The 17,217-nt window shown below is 44.3% G+C and carries 15 protein-coding genes, 3 tRNA genes and 2 rRNA genes; 18 read left to right on the top strand and 2 right to left on the bottom strand.

The window, feature by feature from the left end; all coding sequences use genetic code 11:
- The first annotated feature begins 213 nt into the window (after positions 1–213).
- The 12 genes from MHB82_RS19120 to MHB82_RS19065 all read left to right on the top strand — a co-directional run bounded on the left by MHB82_RS19120 (position 214) and on the right by MHB82_RS19065 (position 9,813).
- Positions 214–3,263 (top strand): 23S ribosomal RNA (locus MHB82_RS19120).
- A gap of 135 nt (positions 3,264–3,398) precedes the next feature.
- Positions 3,399–3,515, top strand: a 5S ribosomal RNA gene (rrf, locus tag MHB82_RS19115).
- A gap of 35 nt (positions 3,516–3,550) precedes the next feature.
- A tRNA-Met gene (locus MHB82_RS19110) sits at positions 3,551–3,627 on the top strand.
- A gap of 6 nt (positions 3,628–3,633) precedes the next feature.
- A tRNA-Thr gene (locus tag MHB82_RS19105) sits at positions 3,634–3,709 on the top strand.
- A gap of 11 nt (positions 3,710–3,720) precedes the next feature.
- A tRNA-Leu gene (locus tag MHB82_RS19100) sits at positions 3,721–3,801 on the top strand.
- Between the two features lie 224 nt (positions 3,802–4,025).
- Positions 4,026–4,808: a cupin domain-containing protein gene (locus tag MHB82_RS19095; RefSeq protein ID WP_341175611.1), complete on the top strand. Its 783-nt coding sequence runs from the start codon at positions 4,026–4,028 to the stop codon at positions 4,806–4,808.
- Positions 4,809–4,900: 92 nt separating this feature from the next.
- On the top strand, positions 4,901–5,347 hold the full coding sequence (locus MHB82_RS19090; protein WP_095357302.1) for a carboxymuconolactone decarboxylase family protein: 447 nt from the start codon (positions 4,901–4,903) through the stop codon (positions 5,345–5,347).
- Positions 5,348–5,382: 35 nt separating this feature from the next.
- Positions 5,383–6,312 carry a sigma-70 family RNA polymerase sigma factor gene (locus MHB82_RS19085; protein WP_341175610.1) on the top strand — a complete coding sequence of 310 codons (930 nt, stop codon included), beginning with the start codon at positions 5,383–5,385 and terminating at the stop codon, positions 6,310–6,312.
- Between the two features lie 259 nt (positions 6,313–6,571).
- The gene (locus MHB82_RS19080; RefSeq protein ID WP_341175609.1) at positions 6,572–7,261 is read left to right on the top strand and encodes a DUF1361 domain-containing protein; all 690 of its coding nucleotides are present in this window, start codon (positions 6,572–6,574) and stop codon (positions 7,259–7,261) included.
- Between the two features lie 393 nt (positions 7,262–7,654).
- Entirely contained in the window at positions 7,655–8,137 is a 483-nt protein-coding gene (locus tag MHB82_RS19075) for a hypothetical protein (protein ID WP_110759296.1), read from the top strand.
- A gap of 47 nt (positions 8,138–8,184) precedes the next feature.
- Entirely contained in the window at positions 8,185–8,739 is a 555-nt protein-coding gene (locus tag MHB82_RS19070; RefSeq protein WP_255247749.1) for a CPCC family cysteine-rich protein, read from the top strand.
- A 45-nt stretch (positions 8,740–8,784) separates the two neighbouring features.
- Entirely contained in the window at positions 8,785–9,813 is a 1,029-nt protein-coding gene (locus MHB82_RS19065) for a serine hydrolase domain-containing protein (protein WP_341175608.1), read from the top strand.
- Positions 9,814–9,909: 96 nt separating this feature from the next.
- Here the strand turns inward: MHB82_RS19065 and MHB82_RS19060 are convergent, their stop codons facing one another.
- Complete coding sequence (locus tag MHB82_RS19060) at positions 9,910–10,932, bottom strand: serine hydrolase domain-containing protein (RefSeq protein ID WP_445671236.1); 1,023 nt, start codon at positions 10,930–10,932, stop codon at positions 9,910–9,912.
- 184 nt (positions 10,933–11,116) lie between these two features.
- Between MHB82_RS19060 and MHB82_RS19055 the strand changes: the two genes are divergently transcribed.
- From MHB82_RS19055 to MHB82_RS19035, 5 genes are all read left to right on the top strand, one after another.
- Positions 11,117–12,184, top strand: a complete 1,068-nt coding sequence (locus tag MHB82_RS19055) for an ankyrin repeat domain-containing protein (RefSeq protein WP_445671235.1) — start codon at positions 11,117–11,119, stop codon at positions 12,182–12,184.
- A 302-nt stretch (positions 12,185–12,486) separates the two neighbouring features.
- Positions 12,487–13,791 carry an SPFH domain-containing protein gene (locus MHB82_RS19050; protein ID WP_183518866.1) on the top strand — a complete coding sequence of 435 codons (1,305 nt, stop codon included), beginning with the start codon at positions 12,487–12,489 and terminating at the stop codon, positions 13,789–13,791.
- Entirely contained in the window at positions 13,791–14,525 is a 735-nt protein-coding gene (locus MHB82_RS19045; protein WP_341175606.1) for a hypothetical protein, read from the top strand. Before MHB82_RS19050 ends, MHB82_RS19045 begins: the two co-directional genes overlap by 1 nt.
- A gap of 29 nt (positions 14,526–14,554) precedes the next feature.
- Entirely contained in the window at positions 14,555–14,950 is a 396-nt protein-coding gene (locus MHB82_RS19040; protein WP_095357312.1) for a hypothetical protein, read from the top strand.
- 93 nt (positions 14,951–15,043) lie between these two features.
- Positions 15,044–15,526: a hypothetical protein gene (locus tag MHB82_RS19035; RefSeq protein WP_341175605.1), complete on the top strand. Its 483-nt coding sequence runs from the start codon at positions 15,044–15,046 to the stop codon at positions 15,524–15,526.
- 172 nt (positions 15,527–15,698) lie between these two features.
- Here MHB82_RS19035 and MHB82_RS19030 read toward each other — a convergent pair whose 3' ends face one another.
- Complete coding sequence (locus MHB82_RS19030; protein WP_110759284.1) at positions 15,699–16,421, bottom strand: hypothetical protein; 723 nt, start codon at positions 16,419–16,421, stop codon at positions 15,699–15,701.
- Between the two features lie 183 nt (positions 16,422–16,604).
- Here MHB82_RS19030 and MHB82_RS19025 point away from each other — a divergent pair, with 183 nt between their 5' ends.
- The gene (locus tag MHB82_RS19025; RefSeq protein ID WP_095357314.1) at positions 16,605–17,177 is read left to right on the top strand and encodes a cupin domain-containing protein; all 573 of its coding nucleotides are present in this window, start codon (positions 16,605–16,607) and stop codon (positions 17,175–17,177) included.
- Positions 17,178–17,217 lie beyond the last annotated feature (40 nt).

The raw sequence follows: 17,217 nt of genomic DNA, 5'->3' as shown, positions 1-17,217 counted from the left end.
CCGAAGCGAGCTTTACTTCGTAAAGCTTTCAACTCACTCGTTGCTCAGTTTTGAGAGCTCAAACTCTCAAAACAGCTTGCTTTTGCATGGAGCTTGTTCTTTGAAAACTAGATATCGAAACGAAAATTGCGAATTAGAACATTCCTTTTAGCTGAACTTGTGTTAAACAAGTTTCAAATAATAGTGATAACTGCATTGCTCACTGGAGCAATTGGTTAAGCTACTAAGAGCACACGGAGGATGCCTAGGCGCTAGGAGCCGATGAAGGACGTGGCGAACAACGATACTGCCTCGGGGAGCTGTAAGCAAGCTTTGATCCGGGGATGTCCGAATGGGGAAACCCAGCTGGGGTAATATCCAGTTACTCATAACTGAATACATAGGTTATGTAGAGGCATACCAGGGGAACTGAAACATCTAAGTACCTTGAGGAAGAGAAAACAATAGTGATTCCGTCAGTAGCGGCGAGCGAACGCGGAACAGCCCAAACCAGAGAGCTTGCTCTCTGGGGTTGTGGGACGTCTCACATGGAGTTACAAAGGAGCCGGTTAAACGAAGAGGTCTGGAAAGGCCCGCCAAAGAAGGTAAAAGCCCTGTAATTGAAAGTCTGCTCTCTCCGAGACGGATCCCGAGTAGTGCGGGGCACGTGAAACCCCGTATGAATCCGGCAGGACCATCTGCCAAGGCTAAATACTTCCTAGCGACCGATAGTGAAGCAGTACCGTGAGGGAAAGGTGAAAAGCACCCCGGAAGGGGAGTGAAATAGAACCTGAAACCGTGTGCTTACAAGAAGTCAGAGCCCATTTTAGGGGTGATGGCGTGCCTTTTGTAGAATGAACCGGCGAGTTACGTTCCCGTGCAAGGTTAAGGTGAAGAGCCGGAGCCGCAGCGAAAGCGAGTCTGAATAGGGCGACATAGTACGTGGACGTAGACCCGAAACCGGGTGATCTACCCCTGTCCAGGGTGAAGGTGCGGTAACACGCACTGGAGGCCCGAACCCACGCACGTTGAAAAGTGCGGGGATGAGGTGGGGGTAGCGGAGAAATTCCAATCGAACTCGGAGATAGCTGGTTCTCCCCGAAATAGCTTTAGGGCTAGCCTCGGAAAACAGAGTCGTGGAGGTAGAGCACTGATTGGGTGCGGGGCCCGCAAGGGTTACCAAGCTCAGTCAAACTCCGAATGCCATAGACTTACTTCCGGGAGTCAGACAGTGAGTGCTAAGATCCATTGTCAAAAGGGAAACAGCCCAGACCATCAGCTAAGGTCCCCAAGTGTGTGTTAAGTGGGAAAGGATGTGGAGTTGCACAGACAACCAGGATGTTGGCTTAGAAGCAGCCACCATTGAAAGAGTGCGTAATAGCTCACTGGTCGAGTGACTCTGCGCCGAAAATGTAACGGGGCTAAACACACCACCGAAGCTATGGCTTGGATCGACTTCACTGCTTCTTTGAGGCGGTGTTTACCACAAGGACATTTTTGTCAGACAAGGGTTGAAATCTTGGATGACCAAATGTTTCTCAGGGGATAAACACAGGACTTCGAAGCTGGAGTGAAGTCGATCCAGGGGTAGGGGAGCGTTGTATAAGGGTTGAAGGTGTACCGTAAGGAGCGCTGGACATTATACAAGTGAGAATGCCGGTATGAGTAACGAAAAGATCAGTGAGAATCTGATCCGCCGAAAGCCTAAGGGTTCCTGAGGAAGGCTCGTCCGCTCAGGGTAAGTCGGGACCTAAGGCGAGGCCGAAAGGCGTAGTCGAAGGACAACAGGTCGAAATTCCTGTACCACCGTAAATCGTTACGAGCGATGGGGGGACGCAGTAGGGTAGTGACGCAGACTGATGGATGTCTGTCCAAGCAGTGAGGCTGATGTGTAGGCAAATCCGCACATCGACAGGCTGAGCTGTGATGGGGAGTGAAAATTACAGTAGCGAAGGTCATGATCTCACACTGCCAAGAAAAGCCTCTAGCCAGATGAAGGTGCCCGTACCGCAAACCGACACAGGTAGGCGAGAAGAGAATTCTAAGGCGCGCGGAAGAACTCTCGTTAAGGAACTCGGCAAAATGACCCCGTAACTTCGGGAGAAGGGGTGCCCCGGTAGTGTGAATAGCACGAGGGGGCCGCAGTGAAAAGGCCCAAGCGACTGTTTAGCAAAAACACAGGTCTGTGCGAAGCCGTAAGGCGAAGTATACGGGCTGACGCCTGCCCGGTGCTGGAAGGTTAAGGGGAGCGGTTAGGGAGTAATCCCGAAGCTGTGAACCGAAGCCCCAGTAAACGGCGGCCGTAACTATAACGGTCCTAAGGTAGCGAAATTCCTTGTCAGGTAAATTCTGACCCGCACGAATGGCGTAACGACTTGGGCGCTGTCTCAACGAGAGATCCGGTGAAATTTTAATACCTGTGAAGATGCAGGTTACCCGCGACAAGACGGAAAGACCCCATGGAGCTTTACTGCAGCTTGATATTGAATTTGGGTACGATCTGTACAGGATAGGTGGGAGCCTTTGAAGCATGAGCGCCAGCTTGTGTGGAGGCACCGTTGGGATACCACCCTGATCGTATCTAGGTTCTAACCTGGTGCCCTTAGCGGGTACGGGGACAGTGTCAGGTGGGCAGTTTGACTGGGGCGGTCGCCTCCTAAAGAGTAACGGAGGCGCCCAAAGGTTCCCTCAGAATGGTTGGAAATCATTCGAAGAGTGCAAAGGCATAAGGGAGCTTGACTGCGAGACCTACAAGTCGAGCAGGGACGAAAGTCGGGCTTAGTGATCCGGTGGTACCGCATGGAAGGGCCATCGCTCAACGGATAAAAGCTACCCTGGGGATAACAGGCTTATCTCCCCCAAGAGTCCACATCGACGGGGAGGTTTGGCACCTCGATGTCGGCTCATCGCATCCTGGGGCTGAAGTAGGTCCCAAGGGTTGGGCTGTTCGCCCATTAAAGCGGTACGCGAGCTGGGTTCAGAACGTCGTGAGACAGTTCGGTCCCTATCTGTCGTGGGCGTAGGAAATTTGAGAGGAGCTGTCCTTAGTACGAGAGGACCGGGATGGACGTACCGCTGGTGTACCAGTTGTTCCGCCAGGAGCACCGCTGGGTAGCTATGTACGGACGGGATAAGCGCTGAAAGCATCTAAGCGTGAAGCCCCCCTCAAGATGAGATTTCCCAGTATGTAAGACCCCTTGAAGACGACGAGGTAGATAGGCTGGGGGTGGAAGTGCAGTAATGCATGGAGCTGACCAGTACTAATCGGTCGAGGGCTTATCCAAATTGCAGGTTCTAGTCGCAAATTTCGTTTCGGATCTAGTTTTCAGAGAATAATCTCTGAAATGAAAATCGGTACATCACTCCAATGTGTGTATGATTTTCAGTTCCACAAAATGCATTTGTTACACAAATGCTCGTTTGGTGGCGATAGCGGAGGGGTTCCACACGTACCCATCCCGAACACGACCGTTAAGCCCTCTAGCGCCGATGGTACTTGGACCGAAGGGTCCTGGGAGAGTAGGACGTTGCCAAGCGAAACCCTTTTGGGTGTTTTTAAACTACATAATGTGGCGGCGTAGCTCAGCTGGCTAGAGCGTACGGTTCATACCCGTGAGGTCGGGGGTTCGATCCCCTCTGCCGCTACCATAAAACGCCGGTGTAGCTCAACTGGTAGAGCAACTGACTTGTAATCAGTAGGTTGGGGGTTCAAGTCCTCTCGCCGGCACCATAAAACGACATGCGCGTGTGGCGGAATTGGCAGACGCACTAGACTTAGGATCTAGCGTCTTTGACGTGGGGGTTCAAGTCCCTCCACGCGCATCTCAGCATTGACAGACAGGATCTAGAGTATAAGGTAATCACCTTCCTTTACTCTTGATCCTGTCTGTTTATATTAGAACCCTTGAATTGGCTCAAGGGTTTTTCATGTTTTTATTTGCCCCGAAATCGGCTCCTGCAAAATTGGGCTCACGCATAAATGCCCAGGGCATAAGCTGGCGTATAGGTTTTTACCTAAACCATGAGCGAAGGGCAGGCGTTAAATTTTGGCGACTTCTTATATGGATTATACGTTACCAACCACACAGTTCACGTATGATGTGAACCAGAATCAATTGTTCAAAAAGGATGAAAATAACTACATCAATTCCCTATCAATTAAACAGCTAAATACATTAGGGAATGCATCCCTGCTGGATATTTATTTGAGTACTGGCAATGTCGTTGAACCTCACATACATCAAAATGCAACAGAACTGGTCTATTGTATTAGTGGTTCTGCAGTCGTATCCCTCATTAACCCCTTTACCAACGAGTTATTAAACTTCCCTATTAGTCCTGGCCAAGTAGCGAATGTTCCCCAAGGCTGGTGGCATTATGAAGTTGCGACGGTTGATCAGACTCACCTGCTGGCTATTTTCGATGCTCCGGTCCCAGAAGCGATATTTGGTTCAGACATTCTGCGTCTGACGCCTGCAAGTGTACTGGCCCATACGTATTGTCTGGATGAGAACAAGGTTAAAGAGACTTTAGCTCCTATTCAAAAGACGGTATTCATTGGACCGCCTGCAGATTGTGCAACTCAAGTGTCACCAGCTGCCGATAACATGCCTAAACCAAACAGCCAGCCGAACGTCCAACCAAACATTCAACCAAACGTTCAGCCTTATGTACAGATGCAATACGCGCCAAGTCCGGAATATATTTATCCCGATCCAATGAATCCAACGTATGGGCATCATCCAAATGCTGCTTATGTACCATCAGAGTCAGATTATATGCCGTACACTGTACAGCGTCCTATTATTGGTAATGGTTGGAGATACTAATTATCCTCCATAATTTTTTTATGAAATGAATGTCACAGATTCATCTGTTCATTTGTCTTCAGTATGTACACTACAATACGGAGGCGAATGAGATGACTTTGAGAATGAATTACAGAGCAGCGAATCCGGGGGCTTTCAAGGCATTAATGGCAATGGAGCAGTTTATATCGGGTCAATTTGAAGATAAAGTATTATATGAACTATTAAAAATCAGAGTTTCACAAATCAATGGCTGTGCCTTCTGTCTTGATATGCATGCCAAAGATCTGATGAAGCTGGGTGATTACGCAGATCATATCTTACTGCTTAGCGTTTGGCGCGAAGCTCCTTTATTTACGGAAAAAGAACGTGTTATGCTTGAACTGGCTGAAGCTGTGACCCGTGTTTCTGAACAAGGGGTTCCACTGGAAATTTACAATAAGGTCCGGGAACACTTTAGTGAAGCAGAACTGGTAGATCTGGTTATGGCGATCAATACCATTAACAACTGGAACCGAATCGCAATCACGACAGGCATGTATCCAGGCTGCTTTAATTAAACATTTTAAATACCGCTGCCAGAGGAGGCCTTCATATGAATCCTGATAAACTCACCACTGAACCGGAAGAGTCTTCTCTGGAAGTTGGTGAACTGTATATCCGTTATAAAGCGTATGCGTTCTCCATTGCTTATCGAATGCTTGGGAGTGTAATGGAGGCAGAGGATGTCGTACAGGACTGCTTTGCAGGGCTGCAAAGCAAATCTGACGAGATTATCCGTAATCCCAAATCTTACATTGCCAAACTTGTAGTAAATCGGAGCCTGAATCTGCTGAATTCTGCACGCAATCAAAGAGAACATTATGTTGGTGAGTGGCTTCCGGAGCCGATAGGCGAGGCGCTGGATCTGCCTGAACAAACCTATGAGCAGAAAGAAATGATCTCCTATGCCTATATGGTACTGCTGGAACGTATGACACCCGTGGAGCGGGCTGTATTTGTACTTCGTGAAGCCTTTCAGTATGAGTACCGGGAGATTGCCGATTGGATTGGCAAAACGGAGAGCAATTGCCGTCAAATTTTTAGTCGGGCCAGACGTAACCTGCCGGAGCAACTTCCGGATAAGGTCCAGACCACCACAGATGATGCTACCAAAGAAAAATTGCTCGCGCGTTTCACGACAGCCTTTCTTGCTTATGATGTGACGGCCATGCTCGAACTGCTCTCTGAACAACCAGTATTCACTGCTGACGGTGGTGGGCGGGTACATACGGTGATGAGAACGATGAAGGTTCACAAGGGTGTCCTAGCTCTTCTGACTTCACGGCGTGTGCTTACCCGATTAAGGGAGCGGGAGTGGGTGCCAACCATCATCAATGGAGAAGTGCAGATTGCACTCATGAACAAAGGAGAGGTAAGCGAAGTCATATGCATTCAGTCCGACTTGTCCGGTCAACGAATTGAGGCGGTTTATCTGGTTGTGAATCCAGATAAATTAAGGACCATTGCAGCAGGAGGTCATTGAACGGCAATGGAGAAGAAAAAGTGAACAAATTAAAAGCGGCGTGCTCCTATCAACGGAACAGCCGCTTTTGTGCTATTCAAGTATGGATTCCAGTATTGGCATAATGTTTTTCAAGGGACTTCATAGTAGTACCGAACTCAGATAAATTTGATTCTCACTGATTACGTGGTATGATCCTAATGTGGTGATTGATGCATTTTTTAGGATAAGGATGGAAGTGATCATTCGCAATTTCCGAAAATAAGTGAGGTAGGCACTATTGAGACAGCTGAATTATTTTAAAGTTTTTATTTTCCTAAGCGTAGTTACTGTGGTGACAGTGGGACTGTACTTTGCAGCTGCTGATTGGCTGGACCAACGATATTACCGGTTTCTCATCTGGAATCTGTTTTTGGCTTGGATTCCTTTTGTCTTCTCTTATATATCATATGGCTTCAGTGAATCGAAGTGGAGAGCTGCTCCATGGCTTGCGGTGGCAAGTGGGTTCTTATGGTTGTTGTTTTTCCCGAATGCGTCTTATATCGTAACGGATCTTGTTCATTTGACGGCGAGAAGTTCCCGTTATTATGCTGGCAACGGTCTGGATTATAAGTACTGGTACGATCTGATTGTCTTGCTGATGTTTGTCTGGACAGGTCTGCTGCTTGGTTTTCTGTCCATGTACCAGATCCAAGAGATCATACATCGAAAAATGGGAAATGTGGCATCATGGGTCTTTGTATTGGCGGGTTGTGCGTTGGGAAGTTACGGTGTATTGCTCGGCAGGGTCTACCGACTTAACAGCTGGGATGCATTAACTAATCGTGATGTGCTGTTTAACTTAATGATAGAAAGTATCAGTCGTCCATCGCTTGCGTTTTGCCTGTTTTTTGGCGTATTTATTCTTACCATCTACGTGACGCTGTATTATCTCGTTAACGCAAAGTCTACATATAAAATTGATTATTAACCATCCGGGCTTTCTTCAGATGTAGAGAGACAAAAACATATTGCGATTAATGTCGCTAATACAGCGACTTTTTTATTTTATCGGGAACATTCAACCAGAGGGCTGGATATTTTAGTGGTAAAAACAAACAAAACCAGAAGAAGTAGCGTTTATATTAAATGATATTGTTTCTTAATAAAACTATACTATAGGGAATATCAGTATTCACGTAAGGGGGATTAGTACTTAGTAGGTAAGCATTCAGTTAAACTTTACAAACAGGTTAGCATAGCTATACGGAAAATTGGAATTTTGCAAGAAGGAATACACCCTCATTAAAAAACACATGAAGAGTATTATGCAGTTGAACTATAAGCCGTAAATGGTCCATAGTTGTGATGAAAAGAGGAGAATATGAAAAAATCAGACTGGTTTAAAGTAATCTTGATATTCTCACTGCTCGGGAATTTGGCATTTTTTCAAAATCATGAACGTGCAGGCAGGAAACAAGAAATTAAAAATGAATTATTGAATTCTTCCATTTACAGAGATCTAGCTCAACTTGAAGAGACGATTCAGTACCAAATCGATCATAATTGGCAAAATGAAACCCTCGTTACAGAGAAACTTGATGATGCCCTTGATTCTATTCTCTTAAATCATGGAATGGAGGAAGACAATAAGAAAGACGATACGTTCTGGGCATTGCTCGAGTACTTGGATAAGTTCAAGTATAGTGAAGAACTTTTTGATGTAAGCTTAAATGATGAGCAGCGTGCTAATTTCATTGATTTAGGCGAGAAACTCCGTTCAAACGGGTGGAGCTTTGAAAAGGGGTTTGATCTAAAGTGGGATGTATTTGAATCAAAAGTAAAGGGGCTTATAGCGGAATCTTAATAGGATAGAGAATAGCTACATAGTAAAGGTCTATATGGGGTGATATGGTGTTAAGGAAAGAAGCTATAAAGATAATCATAGAAAATGATATTACTAAACTTACTAGGGATGAACGTGAGGCCATGTTATGGAATTCTTGGGGAATCGATGAACATGACCCTGAGTTTCATTTTTTTTCAAAGGTGCTGCAGGAGGAACTATTAAGTTCAGATGTACCAACACATGATGTAATGGACAACCGGTATAATGAATTGTTATTGAAGGTTACAGAAGGCAGTTTCTACGGAATCCCTAACGAATATTTATCTAAACTCGTCTCAGAGATCGTAGGAAGCCATATTGAGGTTGAAGGCTACGTAGAGAAATTATTACCCTGTCCCTGTTGTCATTACGAAACCTTGGAACAACGAGGGGAATATGATATTTGTCCAGTTTGCTTCTGGGAGGACGATGGTAACAATGAACCAAGCCGGTATAGTGGACCCAACCATATGACCTTGTCAGAAGGTAGGAGTAATTACGAAAAGTATGGAGCTTGCTCTGAAAGAGAAGCTGAATTTGTAACTGCTAACCGTTATGAAATTTATAAAAAGGCAGATTAAGAAGGTATATTTGTTTGGAAAATCAATACAGTAGGTGAATAATAAATGACGAATATAACGGATCTAGCACGTAAAGTGGAAGAAGTAATGAATTCTAATGATTTTTCAGGAGTAGTTCTGTTAAAACAAAACGGACAGACACTCTTGAATCTGAGCCGGGGATACGCAAATCGCAGCGATGAGCTTCTCAATCAGATCGATACCCGATTTGGAATTGCATCAGGGTGCAAAATCTTCACGGCAGTGAGCATATGTCAACTGATTGAACAGGGCAGGCTGTCATATGACACAAAGCTTGTGGATGCATTGAATATTAATTTTTCTCTGTGGAACAAGGAGATTACCATTCATCAATTGCTAACGCACACCTCAGGCATACCGGATTACTTTGACGAAGAGGTCATGGAGGATTTCGCTGAATTGTGGAAAGAACGGCCTGTCTATTCCATGCGGAATGGGAGCGATTTTTTGCCGATGTTCCAGCATCTGCCGATGAAGTCAGCTCCGGGTGAACGTTTCCACTATAATAATGCGGGATTTATCGTTTTAGGCTTAATTGTGGAAGAACAATCGGGACAACCCTTCACGGAATATGTAAAGGAACACATTTTTAAACGTTGCGGAATGACGAATTCTGGTTATTTTTTGACCGATCAACTTCCTCGAAACACAGCAATCGGATATATTGACCATGAGGATGGAACCTGGAACACCAACATATTCTCAATCCCAATCAAGGGCGGGGCCGATGGTGGGGCGTATACAACAGCACCTGATATGATTCGTTTCTGGGATGGACTGTTAACTTATCAATTATTGAGTGAATCGACTACACAACATTTGATTACACCTCATGTACATGAAGAAGCCGAGACTTACTATGGACGTGGTGTTTGGGTTGATCAAAAAGATGAAGGGTTATTCAAAATACATGTCATGGGATTTGATCCTGGCGTGTCGTTTATGTCTTCGGTATATCCTGGACATGCTGCGCAACTGGTCGTTCTCTCCAATAAGGAGTCAGGTCCGTATCCGATAACGCGTGCAATTGAAGAGACAATTTTTGAGGTGTAACGAAGTAAAAATGTACGCAAATAACCCCAACCGATCGGAAAATATCCGGTCATGGTTGGGGTTATACGGGGTTATATATAAACTGATAGATGCGGTCTACAATAGACTAAGTAACTGTGGAGCGATCAATCTAGGGAAAACATCCAGAGGAGGCTTTTCCTTTTTTCGCTTGTCGTTCGTCAGGACCGTAACAAGCTCAAGCTCAGGAACAATGTATACAAACTGACCGCCGAATCCACGGGCGTAATAATAGTCGAGTACAGTTTTGTTTTGGTCAACGCTGTTAATGGAGGTGGACTCTGACAAGGGCGATGGTTCACGTTTTTCACTACATTCAGATGGATTATCAATCTTGCAAGTTTCGACCCACCAGTGCCAGCCGTAGCTCCCACGATTCGGTGGTGTCACGGGAATGAATGCTTCTGTAGAACGGTTAACCAGTTCACTTGAAATCAAACGCTCACCATGCCACATGCCTTCCTGCAAAAAGAGCTGACCGAATTTCAGCAAATCATCGGGCAGCATCTTTAACCCGAATCCTCCGGTATGTACACCCTGAGGATCACACTCCCACTGATACTCCTTAATACCTAATGGACCAAATAAATAACGTTCTGCGAATCCAGCTACACTCATTCCTGTATGTTGCATGAGGATGGCCGCAAGAATTTGGGAGACCCCCGAATTGTATTCCATATGGGTTCCGGGCGTATGACTGAGACGTTGTTCCAACGCAAAGTTCACCCAATGTTCCGTGCGTGTCATACGTGGAAACGAATTCTGTCCGCCAAACTCATCCCAGTTGAAACCGGCTGTCATGGTGAGTAGCTGTTCCAGGGTGATTTGCGATTTCCGGGGGTCAGGATCTGAAACCAGCGCCGGAAAAAAGGCGGACAGTGGAGTAGATGCATCTGGTAGCCAACCGTGATCCATAGCGATACAGATAAGTGCAGACAGCACGCTTTTGGTGCAAGAATTGACTTTGGCGATCTGACTTGCTGCTTCCTGATTGCGATAATGCTTGTATATGTTCTCACCTTGCATGCTTACGAGACAGCTTCGCAGGTCCAATGACGGAATCTGTTGTTGAAATATAGATTGTACGGATGAAGGATTCATAATGTTCCTTTCTGAGGTTGTTAATAAAATAGGTGTTCATAATATTAGCATAGGATAGTGCAGAGCTCAAATGTGGTGAAGGAGATGAGATCCGTTTAGGCAAAAATATAGATCGAAGGTATAATAGAGTAGATGACTAAAAGTAGTTTCTATATCAATATAAACCAACTGGGAGGGTACACCTTTGTTCAAAATTGGAAGTCAAGGAACGTTTGAAACGCTACCTGATTTCGCCATGGCGATCTATAAGGGAGATACTGCTGCTGTAGAAGAAGCGATTAGAGAGGGTATGGACTTGGAAGAACCTATCTCCCTCAGCAAATACATAGCTCTGACACCGCTAGAGCTTGCTCTGATCACCAATCAAAAGAAGATCGTAGAGTTATTCGTAGAGAACGGTGTCAATCTCAATAGGAAAGGGAAGCCGGCTATTCTTACCGCAGCCAGATATGGCGGAGAAGAGGTCATCCGGTATCTGCACCACAAGGGTGCGAAGTTGACTGGTTTAAACAAGGTGAAATCGAGTGCGTACGATGAAGCCTATTACGGCAACAAAAAGAATATAGCAGTGTTGAACGAGCTAGGACTGGATATTCGGAAATATGGTGGGAAAATATTGCGTACAGCAGTGTCTGACCATGATATGAGAACGATTCAGTACTTGCTGGATGAAGGGGTAGACATTAACTATAATGAACCGGATATGGTGTACCCTTATAGAGCAACCCCGCTTACTGTCGCGGCTCGCAACAACAATATGAAGATGGTTCAATTTCTCGTGGAACAGGGGGCAGATGTGACCATTCAGGAAAAGGACGGGGAACGGGCATACACGATTGCAATTAGTCAAAAAAATGACGAGATGGCCGATTACTTAAAGGCTCGCGAACCGAAGGAATTTCACGACTTAAGTAACAAGTTGCATGCGTTGAAGCCTTACAAGCTGCCGAAGGAACTCGTTCATTTTCTTAACGAAGGACCACGGAGATTGGAATTGCCGGATAACGAATCAGGTATTAGATATGTAGATTTTTTTAGTCTGTTAGACACTGTGGAGATGAAGATGGGCAGACAGAAACTGCTTCGTTTATCCTCCGATTTGGATCAATACTCCCATATTCATTTGGTCTGGAATCCCAGTAAAAAAATTATTGGTTACGTTGATTTAGAACATCAGGAATATGCAAACGTTGGAACGTTTGATGCATTTATAGAGGAACCTGTACCCTTTATCGAAGCGATTTTAAACTAGAAGACATGAGTATACTTTTCATAAAGTTACTACGAAATTACATTTAAGCGTCTTTTGCATTCTAAATGCCAAAAGGCGTTTTTTGCTTGGAGCAGGATTAATTTATTTAGGAAAAATAACACAGGAAAAATGAACTATTTTGATGCGGAAAGAGGTTAGAAATGGTAAAATAGCAATGCTTAAACAAGAATTCCTTAGAATAATATATAGTCGTTTAACTAGTTTGTTTAATAAGTGAGATTTTAGAATCATAGCCTGATTGAGCTTTTGTAGTAATCATATACTGAAGTGAGGAATTGAACATGGCAATTATTGATGTAATTAAGTATGATGGCTCACCGGATGTGTTTGCCTGGAAGCATCCAGAGAACGAACTGGGAACGTGGACCCAACTGATTGTGAATCAGTCACAACAAGCCATACTCTTTAAGGATGGAAGGGCTTTAGATTTATTCGGTCCGGGACGCCATACGTTAAGTACCGCAAATATTCCGATTTTAAACCGGATTGTTAACCTACCGTTCGGTGGGAAGTCACCTTTTGCAGCAGAAGTATGGTATGTAAACCAAGTAAGCGCTCTGGATGTCAAATGGGGAACAGCAAATCCGATTCAGATACAAGACCCCAAATATAACATTATCGTTCCTGTAAGGACTTTTGGACAGATGGGAATCAAAATTGCTGATTCACGCAAATTTCTGGTTAAGTTGGTAGGAACATTGCCTGAATTTAACCAAATCAATCTGGTCAATTATTTCCGTGGGCTAATCATTATGAATATCAACTCCATGTTGTCTTCCTATTTAGTACATAGAAAAGTTAGTGTCTTGGAAATCAACGCCTATATCGCAGAAATATCCCGGCATTTTGCAGATACAATAGCTTCTACATTTGATGAGTTCGGCATCGAGTTAATTAATCTTTATATTCACAATATCAATCTGCCTGAAGAGGACCCTTCGGTCATCCGGTTGAGGGAAGCACTGGCACGCAAAGCAGAGATGGATATTATCGGGTACACCTATCAGCAGGAACGTTCTTTCGATACGCTTGAAGGGGCAGCCAAAAATGAAGGAAGCATGCAGTCCGACATTATGGGTGCAGGGCTAGGTATGGGTATGGGTGTTGGTCTCGGAGGTTCCTTCAGCAGTGAAATGTCCCAAATGTCACGGGTAATGTCTACTACTGAAACACCAACCATGCATATGTGTGAGCACTGCCACCATCCGAATCAGGAACAAGCCTCTTTTTGCAGTAAATGCGGTAAGTCTTTGAAAAAGGAAGCAGCATCAACGGATTGCAATAATTGTGGACATTCATTACAAAAGGGGACCAAATTCTGTCCTAATTGCGGTGACAAATATCATGCATGCCCTTCGTGCGGAGCAGATAATCAGGAGACCGCTGTAGAATGTATTCAGTGTCATCAGCCCATGCCAAGTCCTTGTCCAAAATGTAGCCACATGAATTCTGGAAACACCAAATTTTGCGGCAATTGTGGCACCAATCTGGCATTAAAATGCAGTCAATGTCAGCATGAAGTGAAACCGGGTCAGAAGTTCTGTTTGGATTGCGGACACAATCTGCAAGAGGGGGGACAGGTCTAGTGACTACGAAACAAAGTAATTTCCTGATTTTAAATGCGATCTATCTGATCTGTATTGTGGTAACCTCTGTCGTTTCATTTACGATATTTAATGATGCGGTTGGGTCTGTTGCATTTTGGATCAATCTGGTCGCTTCCTACGTCGCGATTACTGCTATCTGGATATATGTACGTTATATCATGAGGAATTTGGAACAGGTTAAACGGTTTGTGCCTGGTTATACAGCATTGGGTGTAGTTGCAGTCATGTACCTCCTTTGTGTAGTCTTTTACTCCCTATTCACAAGCATAGCTCATCTTTCACTTCGCTTATTCACGTTAGCACATATCGTAACATTGGCCCTGGCATTGATTCTGTGCGGCATTATTTTGATTTATATTCGAAATATGCAACGTCAGGAAGCAGGCGTGCAAACGAAAATGGTAACCCTGCAGCAAATCGAAAAAGCTCTTCAACAATTACATCATACGCTGGGAAATCCTCTAACAGCATCCATGGATGAGCAGAGGAGAGATGTCATATCCCTCATTGAGCTAGTAAGATACAGTGATCCCATTACTCCAGATTCACTTACATATAACGATCACCAAGTTTTGCTGGATATTGAATTATTGAATAGTGAGCTTGCCAATCAATATACTTCCGGTGAAGGGATTAACAGCGAGCGGCTTGCTGGGCAATTATCACAATTAAAATACCGGTTAACTGAGCGGAAATCGACAATTAATCGCTAGCAAATCATGAGTTTTCAGGAGGAAAAGCTGTGAAAAAATTTTTCGGGATCATCTTAATTTTGATTTCATCGCTAACTATTCTTTTCTCGCTGTTTTTAGTATCAGAAGGCACGGATGTTGCCGTCATTAGTACCATTATATTCTTTGTACCTGGTGTTATCGTGCTTGTAACGGGGATTAAAATGTGTAGTAAACCGAAATTTCACCCTCATACTTATGGGGCTGATCCTTACCACCACCACTCCAATCATGAAGAATATTACGAGGAAGAATATGATGAAGAGTATGAACAACATGAAGATGAGTTTGAGAAACCCCAAGAGGCTGTTTCGGTTAATTGCCCCGGATGTGGAGCCAAAGCTAAAGTATATCCAAATATGTCGACAGAATGTGAATATTGTGGAACGACAGTTCGAATATCCTGACCTACATATTAGATAACGATATGATTTAGTTCAAGTTACGATAATGGCTAGGAGTATAACTTAATTGTCCTGGCTGTTTAGGAGGATTTCCTTTTGAGAAAATTTTTTGGTGTGTGCTTTATCCTATTTGCCATAATGATGCCTTTCATTACATCTTCAGCGAATGTCCCTTCAGAAATGATTTTTGGTCCAATAATCTTCACATTCATCATATTTTTTGTGGGTATTAAACTGGTTAGAAAGAAAAAATCAAAGCCCCAGCGTAAATTTTACGGTGGTGACTATCGAAGTAATCTAGACAGTGAAGATGCCCAAAGGAATGTTTATTCAAGTTACAATAGCAACACGGTTAGCTACACGAGTAATAACAGCTACACAAGCCACACAACCTATAATTTTAGCAACATGGATTTGTCCAATATAGGAAATGATGGAGAAGCAGATAAAAAAGAAAAAGATGAAGAACCACAGAGACCAGTATCGGTGAATTGTCCAGGATGCGGGGCGAAAGCGAAAGTCTATCCTAAACAATCAACAGATTGCGAGTATTGTGGAACAACGCTGCGGGCATCTTGATCTGGCTCGACTGAAGTGTAATTCAATTCTCTAGGATAAAGTTTGCGTGAGAAAACCTAAAATAGAATATTATAGGCATTCAAAAACGCCTCAGACCTCATTTCCATTCAGGTCGGGGGCGTTATTTATATTGCAGTCTGGGCTACAAGAGTGCTAGAAAAGAAGAGTCTTATCAGAGTATCCCTTGATCATGGACAATTCCGACAAGGATGTAGTCCTGACCGATCTTTTCAAATACCAGACGCAGTGTATGCCAATCTCTTCCCTGTGCATCTGAGCCTTTAACATGAAATTCAACGAAATCATGATTGGCCTCGGGATATATCTCGTGTAAATTGCCAGGATGAGCATCTTGGCCAAGAATAACATTCACGGCGTTTTCGCCATCATGAATAAAGTCCTTGTTATACACATATTGAAGATGATAATCCGCATAGTTCATTTTGATTTTGTCATCATCCATATCAGGTACAGTTCGCCATACATATCTGGTAGGATCTCTCAGTAGGTTGCTAATCTCGTCTGGTGTGAACACCAGATCATGGACTGGGTCAATGTTGGCAAAAGGGGAGAAGCGGACTCCATCCGCTGAAGCCCATGAAGCTACAGTCTCCATGTCTTTTTCTTGAAGGGCTTTAATAATACTTGTTGATGCTTCGGTGACGGAAAGTGGCTGACTCTCCAGGGATTCACTGGACTTCTTGTTAGTTCTGGCTCCTTGTGATAATACTTCACTTTCCGCCGCTGGATAGCTTTCCATCTGGATTTCCTGTCGTTTCTGCATGTTCTCTAGGGTTTGAATCTCCGAATGCTCCTCAGGAGCTGAACTATAGGCCGCCAGAGCTAAAGTGACGATGATCCCGAGTGCAAGATATGTGATTGTATTCCACTTCAAATGATAACCCCACCTTTCCGTCCTTATATGTTCTTACCCGCATATACGCCATGACTCACAAGAAAATACAGATAGACCAAGGAAGAAAGATATGCACCGCTCCCCTTTTAACAGCATGATCTCAGTGCTCCGGGAATACATTACAACAATGAGATGTTCGCCCATAAGGAGGAAAAAATTAGTATGATCAATCCGATTTTGCAAATCCCGAATATTCAGCTCGCAGGTGATTCCACTGTTGTACTGAACTATCAGCGAGATCCGCGAAATTATGTTACGCAGTTATTCGGGGAACAACTGCCCACCATTCAAAATGGCTTTTTCAATGTACACATGAGCAAGGGGATTATTGTTCAGCCTCACTGGCATACCAACACGACTGAAATGATTGTTCTGATTAGTGGAGAGATTACTACTTCCGTGTTTGATCCCTTTGCCCGCAGGCGGATTAACTATCATTTGAAACCCGGCCAAGTCTCCATCTTCCCCAAAGGATGGTTTCACTGGTTTGTGGCAGATACGGACGATGTTCACTTGCTGACCATCTTTGATCAGCCCACGCCTGATATTGTGCTGGGGGCAGACTTCCTGGCTGCAACACCTCCTGAGGTGGCGCATAGAGCCTACTGCATTGACGAAGAAGCTTATGCCCAAGCGGTTGCATCCATACAAAATGATGCGATCCTGGGACCGCCAATTGGTTGTGTGGAGTCCGTTTCGGATCAAGTGAACCCAGCATCTAAAACCAAAGGATGACTTTAGTTTCATTTCAGATCATGGCGAAGCCTGTGACCAG

The sequence above is a fragment of the Paenibacillus sp. FSL K6-2862 genome, from assembly GCF_038005125.1.
Classification (GTDB): domain Bacteria; phylum Bacillota; class Bacilli; order Paenibacillales; family Paenibacillaceae; genus Paenibacillus; species Paenibacillus illinoisensis_A.
Note: the sequence above shows the minus strand (reverse complement) of the source record. Positions and strands in the feature narration are given on the sequence as shown.